Below are 17,470 nucleotides of genomic sequence, written 5' to 3' on the forward strand. Positions count from 1 at the left end.
ATATGGCGCTTACTAAAGCCGACATAGCTGAACACCTATTTGAAAAATTGGGGATAAATAAAAAGGATGCCAAAGATTTAGTTGAAGCGTTTTTTGAAGAAATCCGCTCAGCGCTTGAAAAAGGAGAGCAAGTTAAGCTCTCTGGATTTGGTAACTTTGATCTCCGTGACAAAAAAGAGAGACCGGGTCGAAACCCTAAAACAGGTGAAGACATTCCTATCTCTGCGCGTCGCGTAGTAACTTTCCGCCCAGGCCAAAAACTAAAGACTCGCGTCGAAGTTGGTACTAGTAAAGAAAGTTAAGATTTTCTATAAGTTGAACGCTAATCTTAAGGCCCTGATTTAAAATCAGGGCCTTTTGTTTTGTCATAAAAAAGCCACATTAGTTATTTAAAATTGGGACTACTTACAATGGCAGGCTGGGGTTTAGATCATGCCAAGAACATTTGTGTTCGCAAAGCAGTTAAGAAGTATTGTATTAGCTTGGCTGGCTTGCAGCTTTATTTTTGGCATTTTATTGGCGTTGCTGTTTGTACAGCATCGTGATGCAGAGCAGCTGCATATTCAAAACATCGCCAAAAAAGTGCATTTCGAACTCAACTCTCAGCTCAAAGAAATTGATGTCTTTTTAAGTCAAGCGCACTCTTTGGATGTTAATTGTCCTCCTCAAACCGTATTTCAGCTACGTCAGCAAGTCTTTAAAAACCCAGCAATGAGCGAAATTGGGATAGTTAACCAAAAGGGGCAATTGCTATGTAACTCTTATGGTCAACTCAATCCTCCTATTCAAACGAGTATACCTCTTAAAACTGAAGGGCTGAGGTACCATGGGCCAATTATTAGTGAATATATGGAGGCATCTGCTTTTGTATTGGCCAGAACTCGTTCAGATGGTTATGAAGTGAATGTGTTATTGCCCAGTGATTGGCTCCGTCATATCTTGGAACTAGAGCAGTACTCGGCACTTGATTTTATTGCCTTAGTCGATAGTGAAACGGGCGTGCCAATTATATTGCAAGGTAACTATAGCTTACCGTTAAACACGTCTCTATTTCCGTTACATATGCCGCTTCAGGCTAAAGGGCAGTTTGATGATGGTCAAGATAAGTTTTTATATGCTCAGCCACTGGAGGCTTTACCTAAATTAGCGATTGTAGCGAGCAGTGATAGCACATCAATTTTTGCGGTGGCCTCATCTTCGTTAACTGCATTGGCGATGCTATATGTGTTTGTTTGGGTCGCCTTAAGCTTTTTACACCATCATTATGAGTTGCGACAGTTGAGTTTAAAATCTCAATTGAAACAAGCTATCGCAAAAAAACAGTTGTTTAATGTCTATCAACCGTTAATTGATGCGAAAACACAACAAATAGTTGGTGTCGAAGTATTGATCCGCTGGCAACACCCGAGTGAAGGTGAGTTAGGTCCAGCTTATTTTATTCCTGAAGCCGAGAGAAGTGGTGCGATTGTTGAAATATCCATCGCACAGGTGAACACCGCCGTTGAAGAGTTGCAACCGCTTCTGGCACAAAGCCCTAATTTTAAAGTGTCTTTTAACGTAAATGGTCAGTTGCTGTGCTGTAATGATTACTTAAGTGCATTGTACCGAGCGCACCAAAAGATCAATGCATTGACGATTGAGTTGACTGAACGAGATGTTTTATCTCAAAACCAAGTAAAGAGAACCCTTGAGCAGTTAGTGAATACGGGAATCGAAGTGGCAGTTGATGATTTTGGTACAGGTTATAGTGGTTTGCAGTATTTACAGAGTTTTCCGATAGACTTACTTAAAATTGATCAAAGCTTTGTAGCATCAATAGGTCTTGATAACTTGCAGTCTCCGGTTCTTAATGCAGTGATTGAGATGGCGAATAAGCTGGATAAAAAACTGATAGCGGAAGGTGTTGAAACACCGCACCAAGCGGCCTATTTGCTTAGTAAGGGCGTTACGGTGCATCAGGGGTGGTGTTACTACAAAGCTTTGAAAATTGGCGCGTTGACTAAAATTGCTCAGACCAGTGAAAGGTTAGCAACGATGCATGTTTCGGCGGCATAGAAAGCGTAACAAAAAACCCCTTTAAAGGGGTTTTTTAGGGCTAAAAATGATTCGTCGGTATTATAGGTAGGCAAAATAACATGCATAGCTTGGCATGTTGATTTTAGTTCCATCATAGCTAGCTGTGTGATGACGTAGCTGGCACTCATCGGGTTGATCCAAACTGATCGTAAGTGTTGCTGGTGTCTGTGCTAGATTAAACGCACACAATAGTGTTTTGCCATTGTGCTTTCGGTAGAACGCTAATGTTGGTTCAGCTGTCTCTATAAACTCAATATCACCATATATTAGTTCAGGGATTTGCTTTCGCCATGCCATAAACTCTTGATAAAATTTGAGCACAGAATTGTCTTGTTGTGCTTGAGAGTGTACCGAACGAGATACATGTTCATTAGATACGGGTAACCAAGGCTTAGCAGAACTAAAACCGGAGTTATCTTGTTTTGGCTCCCAAGGCATTGGAGTGCGACAGCCATCACGACCTTTGAAGTTGGGCCAGAACGTGATGCCATATGGGTCTTGTAAGTCTTCAAAAGCAACGCTTGCTTCGCCTAACCCAAGCTCTTCCCCTTGGTACATGCAAACGCTACCGCGCAAAGAGCCCAGTAATGCAGTAAGCATTTTTGCTTGCTGATCATTCACCGTTTTACCGTCTTTACTCCAACGACTGGCTACACGCTCTACATCGTGATTACTAAATGCCCAGCAAGGCCAGCCTTCAGTCATCACAGATTCTAATGTGCTCACTGTTTGACGGATATACTGTGCACTATAATCCTTTGTCAGTAGCTCAAAGCTATAACCCATATGCAGTTTATTGCCATCGGCAGTGTATTCAGCCATTGTTTGCAAGGAGTCTTCAGAAGAGATTTCACCTAAGCTCACCGTGCCTGGATAGAGGTCAAGCAGTGCTCGGATCTCTTGCATAAATGCAAGGTTTTCTGGTTGTGTGTTGTTGTAATAATGATACTGAAACGCATAGGGGTTGTCTTCACTGAACCCGCGACCTTGACGAAGTTCTTTTGGTTTGGCTGGGTTGTCACGAAGTTGTGCATCGTGATAGCAAAAGTTAATTGCATCTAAACGAAACCCATCAACACCTCTTTTAAGCCAAAACTCAACATTGTCCAGCACGGCTTTTCGTACGTCTGGATTGTGAAAGTTCAAGTCGGGTTGCTCGGTTAAAAAGTTGTGTAAGTAGTATTGGCAACGTCTTGGTTCCCATTGCCAAGCTGTACCACCAAAAATAGATAACCAGTTATTTGGAGCACTGCCATCAGGTTTTGCATCTGCCCATACATACCAGTCAGCTTTGTCGTTATCACAGCTTTCACGGCTTTCAATAAACCACTGATGTTGATTTGAAGTATGGCTTAATACTTGATCAATAATGATTTTTATATCGCGCTGATGTGCTTGCTCTATTAAGGTATCAAAATCATCTAAGGTACCAAACATCGGATCAATATCGCGATAGTCGCTAATATCGTAGCCAAAGTCTTTCATAGGAGATTTAAAAAACGGCGAGATCCATATCGCATCAACGCCCAAAGACTTGATGTAATCTAACCGGTTTATGATCCCTGGTAAATCGCCAATGCCATCGCCATTTGTATCTTGAAAGCTGCGAGGGTATATCTGATAGATCACCGCACCTTTCCACCACTGCTGTTGAGCCATGCATATTCTCCAAATCTTTGCTCAATGCCACTACCGTTTTAAATTGTTTTATATAATTGGTTTGCGGCAATATTGGGCAAAAGCATACGTTATCCCCCAAATACTGTAAAAAAGTTGCATACGTATGCATCGTAAATACCTTAATCAGAGACGGAAAAAATGCATCAATATGGTTATAAACAGAGGTGTAATAAAAGTTTACCAATTCTTGTAGGTTGATTTTCAGTCAACAAAAAGTGCATATATTCAGTATTATTCAATAAAAACATTGGTAATACCAATTGTACTTTATATAATTTTGTCAGGTTGTTTTAGGTAATGCATAACGACTTTTTATGACAAAAATAAGAAATCAAGTTAAGTTTAAAGCAAGGAGTCGCTATATATTTGTGACAATAACTGCACGAATAAAATGGTTAAAAATCATTTAAAATCAAGTTGGTAGCTTTTGGTATGTGAATTAAATGTAAACTCTGTGCAGTCGGCTATGGTTTGAATACGTATGCATAAAGTTGTTTAAAAAATTGGCTCAGGGCTAATATGCATCCTGACAACAAAAGTAGCTGGACGCCAACACGCTTGTTATATAACAAAGCAGCCAATAATAAGGTGGCCAGTAATAAATTGGGTAATTGGGATAAAACACTATGTCTATGTTCAAACCAAGTATGTTAACACTTGCACTGATTGGTGCTGGAGTTGTATCACACACAGCTTATGCGGCTGAAGAAACGGCAAAAGAAAAAGCGGATAAGAAAGTAGAAGTAATAGAAGTGAAAGGCTTTCGTGCCAGTGTTGTTGAATCTATCAACACAAAACGTTTCTCTTCTGAAGTTGTGGAGTCAATTTCGGCCGAAGATATAGGTAAACTACCTGACTCTTCAATTGCTGAGTCAATTGCGCGCTTGCCAGGACTTACAGCGCAGCGTCTAGATGGCCGAGCGAGTAAAGTAAGCGTACGTGGTTTTGGAGAAGACGAAAGCGCCACAACATTTAATGGCCGCGAACAAGTATCAATCTCTGATAACCGTGGTGTCGAGTTCGATTTATACCCATCAGAGGTTATGAGTGGTGTAACGGTTTATAAAACACCAAGTGCCAACCTCGAAGCAGAAGGTATTGCGGGTGTGATTGATATGCAAACAATCAAACCGTTAAGTACTGATGAGCGTATCATTCAACTAAATACCATGTATGAGAAAACCAGCTTTGATAAGCTAAACCCAGATGGGAAAGATGCGGGTTTGCGCGGTACTTTCTCTTATGTTGATAAGTTTAATGACGATACGATTGGTGTTGCGTTAGCGCTTACTACAATGACCTCGCCAAACCAAGAAAAGCGCTGGAATGCATGGGGTTATCCTGAGTTTGAAGCAAATGGAAAGCAATACTCTATTTTAGGTGGTGCCAAACCTTTTGTTCGTTCTTCAACGCTTGAGCGAGATTCAGTGATGTTTGTGCTAGAAGCGGCACCGACAGACAACTTATCAATGGTTTTTGATGCACTTTATGTTGATTTTAAAGACGAAAAAATATTACGTGGTATTGAAATTCCATTTGCATGGGGACAGGGCTCCATCGCCGGTGAAAATGCCACTGTTGATGAAGCTACTGGCTTTGTAACTAGCGCACTGACTGAGGGTCAACGCGTTGTTGTGCGTAATGACTACGAAGATCGTAAGGCCGAGTTGAGTGCATTTGGGTTTAACACTAAATATAACGTGAATGAATCACTAACACTTGAGCTTGATGCCAGCCACTCAAGTGTAGAAAAGAAAATCTGGAGCTTAGAAAGCTACTCAGGAACAGGTCGTGGTAATGACCGAGGAGTGGCTGATAATTTAGGTTATGCATTCTCGGGTGGTAATACCGGAGCGCAGTTTACCCATGAACTCGATTACAGTGACTACGACTTAATTAAGATTGGCGGTCCGTTATCTTGGGGCTGGAGTTCCGCGTTAAATGAAAAATATGGTGTAGTTGGTGGCGAAAATGCTGATGGTGACTATGAATACCATCCGTATGAAAACCAACTACAAGATGGCTTTATTAATGCGCCAACGATTGAAGATGAATTAAATGCACTAAAATTTGCTGCTAAACAAGCATTGGATAACGAGTTTGTGAGTAGTGTAGAGTTTGGCTTATCTTATCGTGATAGAGAGAAAACTAAACGCTCAGAAGGTTATTTTATGACCGTTGCGAGTTTTTCTTACCCTGATAACCCAGGCATGTTAACTGTTCCAGAGCAATATCGCTTAGGCAGTGCAAACTTAGACTTTATCGGCATGGGTAATATGATTGCCTATGACTCACGCGCCATGGTTGCTGATGGTCAATTTGATTTATTAGCTGAGAGCTTAACAAATCCAAGTCATGCAACTAAATCTTGGACGGTTGAAGAGCAAGTAACAGCAGCATTTGTACAAGCAAATATTAACGCGGAAATTGCGGGCCTGCCTGTGACTGGTAATGCTGGTTTACGCTATGTAAAAACAGAGCAAACAGGTAAAGGTAACGCGTTTGATAAAGTAGACGGCCGAGTAGTTATGACTCCGACTCTTGTTGAACATGACTACTCTCATTTGTTACCAAGTCTAAACTTATCAATCGCACTTGATGAGATGCAAACCGTGCGTTTTGGCGCAGCGAAGACGATTTCACGCCCGCGTCTTGATGAAATGAACTCGTCAATTAATGCGAAATATAACCAGCGCCCGGATGAAAACGGTAACTACTGGGAAGTTGAGGGGGGCAACCCAACACTTGAGCCAAAAGAAGCGGTTGGCTTTGACTTAACGTATGAAAACTATTTCAGTGCTGAAGGGTACTTCTCTGTTGCATTGTTCCATAAGGATTTAAAGCAGTGGATCTTTGATGGTCAATACCAAATAGATATGAGCGGCGTAGTAGACCCTGTATCGGGAGAAGTGCCTGCGAACTCTGGTGGTACAGGCAAAGGCAAAGTGAATGGCGGTGGTGGTGACCTGTGGGGTTACGAATTGTCAGTGGCATTGCCATTTAATATCTTCCACGACAGCTTAGAGGGTTTCGGTATTATTGCGAGCCACACAGCGGTTAAGTCGGATATTAAAGATCAAAATAACAATGACTATGAACTACCGGGCTTATCTGATCGCATTCAAAGTTTTACACTTTACTATGAAAACCACGGCTTCCAAGCGCGTACCAGTATGCGTAAACGTAGCGAGTTTAAAGGTGATGTTTACGGCTTAGGTTTCAATACTGTACAGGTTGATATCTTAGGTGAAACAATTTGGGATGCTCAGTTAGGATATGACTTTGGTGAAGGCGGCTTTAAAGAGTTAGAAGGTCTGTCAGTATCTCTGCAGGTTCAAAACATTACAGAAGAGCCGTTCACTGCATTATCGGGTGACAACGCATTGCAAGTACGTGACTACCAAGATTATGGCCGTACTTACATGTTAGGATTAAGCTATAAGTTTTAATCGCTGACACGCGATTGAGTCAAAGCCCTTGTCTTTAAAAACAAGGGCTTTTTTGTATCACGCTATAAAGAGGTTGTTACTATGTCTGCAAAGCAAATAAAGAATGTAGTCATTGTTGGAGGTGGCACGGCTGGTTGGTTAAGTGCATCCTTCCTAGCAAAGGTAATGGGTAGGCTACTTAATATAACAGTGCTTGAGTCAAAAGATATTGGCACCGTTGGCGTAGGGGAGGCCACTATTCCACCTTTACAACCTTTCAATAGTGCGATGGGGATTGATGAAACGGCATTTATTAAAGCCACCAAAGCGACCATTAAGCTGGGTATTCAGTTTGAAGGTTGGGGCACGCAAACTAGCTGTTATATGCATGCTTTTGGGGCGATAGGCAAAGACTTTCCATTTTGTGAGTTTCATAACCATTGGTTACATGCAAAACAGCAAGGGAATGACTCAGATTTCTGGGATTTTTCATTAAACTACCAAGCTGCAAAAAATCATAAATTCGCAAAGCTCAATGCTATCCCCGGCACCAAGCTTCCAGGCATTTCTTATGCTTATCATTTTGATGCGGGACTGTATGCCCAGTTTTTAACAGAGCATGCCAAAAGCATGGGAGTTAATCATATTCTGGGCACGGTCAAAGAGGTTATTAAAGATCATAAATCAGGCAATATTGCTGCACTGGAATTAGACTGCGGCCAGCAAGTGCAGGGCGACTTGTTTATTGATTGTACTGGTATGCATGGCCTACTCATTGATAAAGCCCTTAGCACGGGGTTTGAAGATTGGTCTCATTGGTTGCCATGTGACAGTGCGCTGGCTGTGCCTTGCGAGCACAGTGACAACAAGCGTGCTCCATATACTCGCTCGATTGCTCATGGCTGTGGTTGGCAGTGGCAAATTCCATTGCAACACCGTATTGGCAATGGTTTGGTGTATGCAAGTAAACATTTGTCAGATGCGCAAGCAAAACAAATGTTGTTGGATAACTTACCAGGTAAGCCCCTAGCCGAGCCAAAACTTATCCGCTTTAGAACAGGGCGTAGACGCAAGCAATGGCATAAAAATGTGGTTGCCATTGGCTTATCGAGCGGCTTTTTAGAACCATTAGAATCAACCAGCATCCATCTTATTCAAACGGCCATCGTAAGACTGGTTAAGTTGTTTCCGCACCACGGTATTGAGCCAACTCAGGTCGCGCTCTTTAATGAGCAGTCTAAGGTTGAGTTTGAACGTATCCGCGATTTTATTATTTTGCACTACAAGTTAAATGAGCGTGAAGATTCAGATTTTTGGCGACAGTGCCAAGACATGGAAATACCACAAAGCCTCAGTAAAAAAATCAGTTTGTTTGCACAAATAGGCAAGTTGATACGCGAAGACGATGAGTTGTTTGCAGAGGTCGCTTGGCAGCAGGTATTTATCGGCCAGGGGTTAAAGCCAGAGCAGTTACACCCGCTTATTCATGCAATTGATGAGCAACAAAGAACTGAGCTATTGAGCAATCTCAATACGCTTATTCAACAGACCGTTGCAGCCATGCCTAGTCATGAGCAGTTTCTTGCCAAGTTATAACAACAAAGTGAAGTATGACATGAAAATGTTTTTTATTGCCATAATGGTGAGTTTTTGTGCCTTTATAGGCTCAACGAAGGCATACCAGCTGGAGCCTAAAAACTGGTGGGTGGGTATGAAACACCCTGACGTACAAATTATGGTTCGTAAAACGGATATTGCAGGTTCTGATATTCGCTTAACACCCTATGAGGGGGTGAGCCTGAGCGAGGTTCATTTTGGCGACAGCGCCAACTACGCTTTTGTGACTTTGCGTATCAGCGCTGATGCAAAGCCAGGTGAGTTATTGTTCGAAGTTGGCAAAAAAGGCATATATGAGCAAGTCAGTTACCCCTTGTTGGCGCGCCAGCCAGGCAGTGCCCAGAGAAAAGGGTTTTCAAGTAAAGATGTTATTTATTTGATAAACCCAGATAGATTTGCCAATGCTAATGTTGAGAACGACAGCGTTGCGGGCATGCTAGAAAAAGCCAATCCAGCTTATCGCGGCGGACGTCATGGCGGAGATCTCGCAGGCATCATAGCGCACCTAGATTACTTCAAAGATATGGGGTACACCCAGCTTTGGCTTACACCTGTGCGCGAAAACAATATGGCGCAGTATTCTTATCATGGGTATGCACTCACCGATTTTTACCGAATTGACTCTCGTATGGGCTCCAATGATGAGTATCGTGCACTAACCCAACAAGCTGCGCAGCGCGGTATTGGCATTATCATGGATATGGTACTCAATCACAGTGGTTTAAATCATTGGTGGGTTGACGATAAGCCAACGCGCGATTGGTTAAATTTTGATGGTCAATTCAGTGGAACGAGTCATGCAAGGCAAACCATTCAAGACCCCCATGCCAGCGAGTTTGATAAGAAGCAGTTTAATGATGGTTGGTTTGTGCCCAGTATGCCGGATTTGAATCAGCGACAACCTTTATTTGCGACATACCTTATCCAAAACGCGATTTGGTGGATTGAATATGCCGACCTCAGTGGTATTCGAGTCGACACTTACTCATATTCAGACAAGACGTTTTTAGCAAACTGGACCGAACGAATTATGACGGAATACCCCAATTTTAATATTGTGGGAGAGGAGTGGAGTACCAATCCTGCTATCGCATCATATTGGCAGCGCGGCAAAGTCAATCAAGATGGCTATCGCTCAAGTTTACCAAGTGTAATGGACTTTTCATTGCAAGAAGCGATTATCAAAGCACTTAATGAAGAAGAAAGCTGGAACACTGGATGGATCAGAGTGTATCAGTCGATAGCCAATGATTTTTTATACGCAGACACCAACAACTTACTGATATTTCTAGATAACCATGATATGAGTAGAGTATTTACTAAACTGCATCAGTCGCTAGATAAAACCAAATTGGCAATGACACTGTTGTTGAGTACCCGCGGTATTCCACAAATTTATTATGGCACGGAGGTGTTGTTAGACAATGCGCCATCGAATGATCATGGTGATATACGCATTGATTTTCCTGGTGGTTTTGAAGGTCACAGGCAAGACGCGCGAACCGCGAAAGGGCTGAGCAAGTCACAACGCCAAATGCAAAACTATGTGCGCAAACTCACGCATTTGCGCCAAGTTTACCCGGCATTGAGCCAAGGAACATTAACCCACTTTGCGCCGTATTCTGGTATTTACAGCTATGTTCGCCAAAAAGATACTCAGAGTATTTTGGTGTTACTGAATAAGAACTCACAAACAACACGTGTAGATATGATGCGCTACCAAGAGATATTAGCAGGTGCAAAAACGGCGATAGACTTGCTTCAAGGAGAGTTGGTTGATGTATCTCAAGCTGTCGAAATACCCAAAATGGGTGCTAAGTTACTACTGCTAAAGCATGACTAGCGTGTGAATCAAAGTGGTGAATACGTATGCAGGCGGTTCAACCTGTGCGATAAGCCAAGGTAGACTGCAATAAGCCACATTATGACAACAACAAGTGACGACAAGTTTAATGATAAATAATAAATCAAACGTTGCACTGGGCAGGTGTAAGCGCTCAATAATAGGCCTGATCTGTGCTACTGCGCTGATGAGTTGCTCTGAGCATAAAGAGCAGCATGAGTCTAAAACACAGAATGATATTTCATCAAGCGATGCAAAAATAAGTAAGCCTGTTGTTTACCAAGTCTTTACTCGGCTATTTGGCAACAAAGAAACGGCCAACGAACCGTGGGGAACAGTTGAGCAAAACGGCGTTGGCAAATTTGCTGACTTTACACCAAAAGCACTACAAGAAATAAAAGCACTAGGCACCACGCATATTTGGTATACGGGTGTGTTGCATCACGCATTGGTGACCGATCATAGCAAATTTGGTATTGCTGCAGATGACCCTGATGTGGTGAAAGGTCGGGCGGGCTCCCCTTATGCAGTGAAAGACTACTATAACGTTAACCCCGATTTAGCGGTTGACCCTAGCCAAAGACTCGCGGAGTTTGATGCCTTAATTGCCCGTACCCATCAAGCGGGAATGAAAGTGGTGATTGATATCGTGCCCAACCATGTTGCTCGAAATTATCAGTCAGCATCAGCACCAGAGGGTGTGGTAGATTTTGGTGTTAATGACGATAAAACCAAAGCATACGCTAGAGACAACAACTTTTATTATGTTGTTGGAGAAGACTTTCAAGTACCAATAAGTGATAACTACGAACCTTTGGGTGGCCAGCCTCACCCACAAAGCGATGGGCAATTTTTAGAGTCGCCAGCGAAATGGACCGGAAACGGCTCAAGAGCTGCGCAGCCAGACATCAATGACTGGTACGAGACCGTAAAAGTAAATTATGGTGTGAAACCTGACGGCAGTTATGATTTTCCTCGACTACCTGCAGGTTTTGCCAAAAAACCGCTTGCTGAGCATTATGCCTTTTGGCAGCAGCACGATTTACCTGATAGTTGGTACAAGTTTCGAGATATTACCCATTACTGGCTTAAACGCGGTGTGGATGGATTTCGCTACGATATGGCAGAGATGGTACCTGTAGAGTTTTGGAGCTTCTTAAATTCATCAATCAAAATGAAAAACCCTGACGCATTTTTGCTGGCAGAGGTATATAACCCCGCGCTTTATCGAGACTATATCTACAAAGGTAAAATGGATTATCTGTACGACAAAGTTGGTTTTTACGATAGTTTAAAAGCGCTGATGCAACAAACAGGCAGCGCTAAAGAGGTGCTTGAACAGCATCTGCAAGTACAAGATATCGCCAAGCACATGCTGCATTTTTTAGAGAACCATGACGAACAGCGCATAGCCAGTCCTGAATTTGCAGGGGATGCACGAATGGGTAAACCAGCCATGGTGGTGTCTCATTTGATCAGCAAGTCGCCAACTATGTTGTATTTTGGGCAAGCTGTAGGTGAAGACGGCTCTGAAAATGCAGGGTTTGGTAAGCCAAGCAGAACCAGTATTTTTGACTATATTGGGGTGCCGGCTCACCAAGCATGGATGAACAATGGTAAGTTTGATGGTGCTCAGCTGAGTGAACAACAGCGAGAATTACGTGCGTATTACGTAAAGCTGATGTCGCTAAGTACATTACCCGCGGTGGTGGCGGGGGAGTTACACCCTGTGAAAGTGAGCGCTCAAAACACAATAGCACAACAGCGAGTAATGGCCTTTGCACGTGCTTTTTCGAATCAAAAGTTGGTTGTTGTTAGTAACTTTGATGCAACAGACTCTCACACAGTCACATTACGCTTACCTGCGGATTGGCAAAAAACAGCTTACCTCGCCAAAGACATGTTAGAGCAACATGCCAGCGTGCGCGTGCAAGACAACCAAATCATAATTACCTTAGCCCCACGTGCCAGTGCGGTTTATTTACTTGAGGACTAGCCATGCAACAACAAAAACCGAACCTGAGCTTTTGGCAAATATGGAATATGTGCTTTGGCTTTTTAGGTATTCAATTTGGCTTTGCACTACAAAACGGTAACGTGAGCCGTATTTTTCAAACCTTGGGGGCATCGGTTGACGATATTCCTATTCTTTGGGTTGCAGCGCCGCTAACAGGTTTAATCGTTCAACCAATTATTGGTTATTGGAGTGATAAAACGTGGGGCCGCTTGGGTCGTCGTAGACCATTCTTCCTGTATGGCGCAATTTTGACTACCTTGTCGTTGTTCATTATGCCAAATTCACCAACGCTTTGGATTGCAGCGGGTGTACTGTGGATCATGGACGCTTCTATCAACGTGACCATGGAACCGTTTAGGGCTTTAGTGGGTGACAACCTTAATGAAAAGCAGCGTGCAACGGGTTACTCAATGCAGAGCTTCTTTATCGGTGTGGGTGCTATTGTGGCTTCAGCACTGCCTTGGATGATGACCAATTGGTTTGGCATCAGCAACACCGCAGAAAATGGGCAAATTCCTGAGTCAGTCAAATACGCGTTTTATTTTGGTGGGGCGATTTTGTTCTTAGCGGTGATGTGGACCATTGTAAAAACCAAAGAGTACAGCCCGGCGCAACTGGCACAGTTTGACGCCAACACCGGTACGCAAAACAAAGAGGCTGGGCCGATAAAAACAATCAACTTCGCAAAAGGGGCGATGATATTTTTGGTACTCGGCGGTGGCTTATTGGCAAGTGTCTTTACTTTTGAGCTTGAAAAGGAGCTGTATCTGCTTTCGGCGTTACTGCTTAGTTTTGCTGTCGTACAGCTCGTCGCTGGCTTTTTGCAAAATCAGCAACGTGTGAGTGGTGGCTTCTATCAGGTAATTTATGATGTGTTTACTATGCCAACGACGATGAGACAGCTTGCGGTTGTGCAGTTTTTTAGCTGGTTTGCGTTGTTTGCTATGTGGATTTATACCACCTCAGCAGTGACTAGCTTTCACTATGGCAGCTCAGATGTTACCAGTAAGGCCTACAACGATGGCGCTGATTGGGTTGGTGTGCTGTTTGCTGCATACAACGGCTTTGCTGCTTTGGCGGCGATTGTTATTCCGCTGATGGTAAAACGTATTGGATTAGCAAAAGCACATTGTGTGAATTTATTGCTTGGGGCGGGTGCTTTAATTAGCTTTATGTTGATCTCGCAACCGCAATTACTGTGGCTACCTATGATAGGTGTTGGATTTGCGTGGGCGTCAATTTTGTCGCTGCCTTATGCCATGCTGAGCAATTCACTGCCAAGTCATAAAATGGGCGTATTCATGGGGATCTTTAACTTTTTCATCGTGATCCCACAGTTACTAGCAGCCAGTATTTTAGGGTTAATTCTAAGACACCTTTTTGAAAACCAGCCTATCTATGCGCTGGTTATTGGTGGGGTATCTTTTATTTTCGCAGCCGTGTCGGTTTTACGTGTAAAAACGACAGCAGCTTAGGGAAGCTTTTTATGAAAAACAAAATCAACAAATTAACGATGGCACTAATCGCAGCAAGCCTTGTAGGGTGTGGCAGTGCGCAAAATAGCAATCAAGCAGATGCTGTGTCGGCGGTTATAGCACCGGGTGTTCCTGGCGATAAGCCTTATTGGGCATATTCAGGTAAAACCGGTATTGGCACGTCGTATGAAGCCTATGTCGATGGTCAATACAGTGATAAAGCAATCACGGGCCCTGTCTCGAAAGTGTGGTTTTCGATAGCGAAAGGGATGGTAACCGAAACCATGTTTGGTCTAATTCACCAAGCTCAGCTCAAAGACATGCAATTTGTTGTCACAGGCATTGACGCTAATGGCAATGCCTTTAGCGTGGCTGAGAGTAACCCAAGTGAGTTTGAGATCTCAGTTGATTACTTGCACAAAGACGCTGAAGGTCGCCCGTTGTCACTTGCTTACAAAGTGCTTAGCAAAGATAAGTTGGGTCGTTTTGAGCTTGAAAAGCACATTTTCACAGACCCTGATGGACAAAGTTTGTTCGTTAGAGCACAAATAAAAACAAGTTTAGATACCCCTGTTCAAGCCTATGTGTCAGCAAACCCGTACATCAATAACAATGGTGTTAACGATTTTGCCAAAGTCACCGAGCAAGGTTTAGTCGCTTATGAAGGCGACAACTATCTTACTTTGCAAGCTGTGGGTGGTTTTGAAGAAGCATCAGTTGGTTTTACTGGGCAAAGTGATAATTTTGCTGCGCTTATGAACACTCAGCAACTTGAACAAACATATACCGCTACGGGTGAACAATCTGGCAATGTGAGCTTGCTGGGTAGGTTAGGTGAAGTTAAGGGAAGTGCGCACTTTGATATGGTGCTTAGCTTTGGTAAGTCTCAAAAAGCAAGTGCTGAACAAGCACGTAAAACCCTTTCTAAAGGATATCAAACTGTCCTTGACGCCTATAACGGCAAAGGCGATGCAATCGGCTGGGAAGACTACCTTTCGTCGTTAAAGCCAATGTCTCGCTTAACACAGTACAGTGCTGATCAAGGTAAACTTTTACATACCAGTGCGATGGTGTTAAAAGCGCAAGAAGATAAAAGCTACGCGGGTGCTTTGATTGCGTCATTATCTAACCCATGGGGTGACACGGTGCCAGCGATTGAAGGGTCGACAGGTTATAAAGCCGTGTGGGTAAGAGACTTCTATCAGGTAGCTATGGCCTTTATGGCGATGGGAGATACGCAAACGGCTAAAACAGCATTTGAGTATTTAGAAAAAGTTCAAGTAACAGACTCTACGCCTGGCAATAATGGTGATACCGGCTGGTTTTTACAGAAAACCCATGTTGATGGCGAGCTTGAGTGGGTTGGTGTGCAGTTAGACCAAACAGCCATGCCAATTATGCTTGCATGGAAGTTACATCAAGCCAATGTGCTCGATGATGAAGAATTAAGCTTTTGGTATAGCAAAATGTTAAAACCAGCTGCAGACTTTTTAGTACACGGTGGTACAGCGAAAATTCTCTGGAATGACACGCAGATCACGCCACCGGCAACACAGCAAGAGCGTTGGGAAGAGCAAAATGGCTATTCTCCGTCGACAACCGCAGCGGTGATTGTTGGACTTGTGACGGCATCTGATATCGCTAAACGCAGCGGTGATGTGGCAGCAGCGGCGCGTTACCTTGAAGTGGCACAGCAATACGACAAACAAGTTGAAGCGTTGATGTTTACCAGCGAAGGTGTGCTTAAAGAGCAGGCGCAAAGCCAAGCTGCGGACGGACAGTACTTCTTTAGAATAGGACAAGACTCTAACCCTAATAGCGATAGTAAAATCAACAGCAATAATGGTCGTGAAGGTATGAATAAAAAAGCCATTATTGATGGTGGCTTTTTAGAGTTGGTACGTTACGGCGTACGCTCGGCTGATGCACCAAGTATTCTGGCCACCTTGCCTGAGTATGAAGATGAAAGCATGGTTGATAATTTACGCGTTAAATATAGCTTCACTTTTGAAGGTCATAATGGCACTTACCCAGGGTACAGACGCTATGGTAACGATGGTTATGGTGAAGATGAGGTTACTGGCACAAACTATGCGCAAGGGGGTAAGAACACTCCAGGGCAACGTGGTCGCGTATGGCCATTTTTCACCGGTGAACGAGGCCATTATGAAATCGCATCGGCGGTTCAAAACAATCATTTGTCTAAAAATAAAGTGCAGCAAATAAAACAAACCTATGTAAAAGGTATGGAGCTATTTGCTAACGAAGGCATGATGTTACCTGAGCAAGTTTGGGACAATGTGGGCGTTAACCCAAGAGGTTATAAGTTTGGACAGGGCACTAACTCAGCAACCCCACTGGCGTGGACGCATGCAGAGTATGTGAAGCTGATAAGGTCGCTGGCAGATAAACAAGTATGGGACCACTACCCAATAGTGGAGCAAAAGCTAAACTAATACCAATTTTATTAATACATAGATCATTCTAGCGAGCTAAATAACTCATTAACTGCGTTAAATATTTCTCTTGTAGAATAACTACATAGCGAAATATTTGCCTTGTTACTAAGCCATTTATCTGTCGCAATATCTGATCACCAATTTAATGCAATTGGTATAAGACGTTGGTATGAGCAGCAGGCGATAAAGCCTGCTGTTTCATGTCGTCGGCTCGCTATTTTGAAATTAGTCTAACTGATCAGACAGTAAGTAGCCCAGTATTTGAACCACTTGCTCAGGGGTGGTTGCCCAAGCTTGTGCTGAGCCATCAACTTCCTTAAGAGGGTGCACCAGTGATTCATCGTGCAATGTGATGTAGGGTTTACCTAGTGCAGCACAATATCCAGCATCAAAAGCGGCATTCCATTGTTTATATTGCTCACCAAAGCGGATCACCGCAAGATCAGAGTGTTCAATCATGGTTTTGGTACGCATGGCATTAACCTTGGCCGACTTGTGGTCGCGCCAAAAGCCGTTGCTCTCGCTCCCTAAACAATCACCAGCTGCATCACTTGCGGCATGGTTTGTTACGGCTGAACAAAATTGAATATCTAAGCTGTTAGCTTTGCAGCCAGAGATTATCTGATCTCTCCAGTCGGTATGTATCTCGCCCGAAAGATATACTTTTAATGTCATTATGGTTCCTCTATCGGTTAATGGTAAGGTCAGAGATATGTGTTAGTGACACTAGTTGGTAATAATACTTAATCATTCTTGTGGAATAAACCAGTCATTAGCAGCGAGAACATGGATGCTTGCCCGATTGTATCGAGCAAGCAATGTGTCATACCAATCCGCAATAACATTTAATCCTTTTGAAGGATTAAACCTGACGA

Annotated in this window: 10 protein-coding genes; 8 read left to right on the top strand and 2 right to left on the bottom strand. The window is 43.2% G+C overall.

The features are described from left to right. The first annotated feature begins 2 nt into the window (after positions 1-2). Together ihfA and GDK41_RS06415 are read left to right on the top strand one after the other, a co-directional pair. A complete protein-coding gene (gene ihfA, locus GDK41_RS06410; protein ID WP_010362644.1) occupies positions 3-302 on the top strand; it encodes an integration host factor subunit alpha in 300 nt (99 codons plus the stop codon). 130 nt (positions 303-432) lie between these two features. Continuing rightward, positions 433-2,055: an EAL domain-containing protein gene (locus GDK41_RS06415; RefSeq protein WP_152085629.1), complete on the top strand. Its 1,623-nt coding sequence runs from the start codon at positions 433-435 to the stop codon at positions 2,053-2,055. Between the two features lie 60 nt (positions 2,056-2,115). Here the strand turns inward: GDK41_RS06415 and GDK41_RS06420 are convergent, their stop codons facing one another. Then, complete coding sequence (locus tag GDK41_RS06420; protein WP_152085630.1) at positions 2,116-3,735, bottom strand: alpha-glucosidase; 1,620 nt, start codon at positions 3,733-3,735, stop codon at positions 2,116-2,118. A gap of 647 nt (positions 3,736-4,382) precedes the next feature. Here GDK41_RS06420 and GDK41_RS06425 point away from each other — a divergent pair. The 6 genes from GDK41_RS06425 to GDK41_RS06450 all read left to right on the top strand — a co-directional run bounded on the left by GDK41_RS06425 (position 4,383) and on the right by GDK41_RS06450 (position 16,592). After that, entirely contained in the window at positions 4,383-7,205 is a 2,823-nt protein-coding gene (locus GDK41_RS06425) for a TonB-dependent receptor (RefSeq protein ID WP_152085631.1), read from the top strand. An 81-nt stretch (positions 7,206-7,286) separates the two neighbouring features. Further along, positions 7,287-8,780, top strand: a complete 1,494-nt coding sequence (locus GDK41_RS06430; protein ID WP_152085632.1) for a tryptophan halogenase family protein — start codon at positions 7,287-7,289, stop codon at positions 8,778-8,780. A gap of 19 nt (positions 8,781-8,799) precedes the next feature. Continuing rightward, entirely contained in the window at positions 8,800-10,644 is a 1,845-nt protein-coding gene (locus GDK41_RS06435) for a glycoside hydrolase family 13 protein (RefSeq protein ID WP_442960196.1), read from the top strand. 109 nt (positions 10,645-10,753) lie between these two features. Next, a complete protein-coding gene (locus GDK41_RS06440) occupies positions 10,754-12,640 on the top strand; it encodes an alpha-amylase family glycosyl hydrolase (protein ID WP_232056536.1) in 1,887 nt (628 codons plus the stop codon). Positions 12,641-12,642: 2 nt separating this feature from the next. Then, positions 12,643-14,136, top strand: a complete 1,494-nt coding sequence (locus GDK41_RS06445) for an MFS transporter (RefSeq protein WP_152085633.1) — start codon at positions 12,643-12,645, stop codon at positions 14,134-14,136. Positions 14,137-14,147: 11 nt separating this feature from the next. Further along, the gene (locus GDK41_RS06450) at positions 14,148-16,592 is read left to right on the top strand and encodes a glycoside hydrolase family 15 protein (protein WP_172971564.1); all 2,445 of its coding nucleotides are present in this window, start codon (positions 14,148-14,150) and stop codon (positions 16,590-16,592) included. A 228-nt stretch (positions 16,593-16,820) separates the two neighbouring features. Here the strand turns inward: GDK41_RS06450 and GDK41_RS06455 are convergent, their stop codons facing one another. Further along, the gene (locus GDK41_RS06455) at positions 16,821-17,270 is read right to left on the bottom strand and encodes a YtoQ family protein (RefSeq protein ID WP_152085634.1); all 450 of its coding nucleotides are present in this window, start codon (positions 17,268-17,270) and stop codon (positions 16,821-16,823) included. Positions 17,271-17,470 lie beyond the last annotated feature (200 nt).

The organism is Pseudoalteromonas sp. A25, assembly GCF_009176705.1.
Classification (GTDB): Bacteria; Pseudomonadota; Gammaproteobacteria; order Enterobacterales; family Alteromonadaceae; genus Pseudoalteromonas.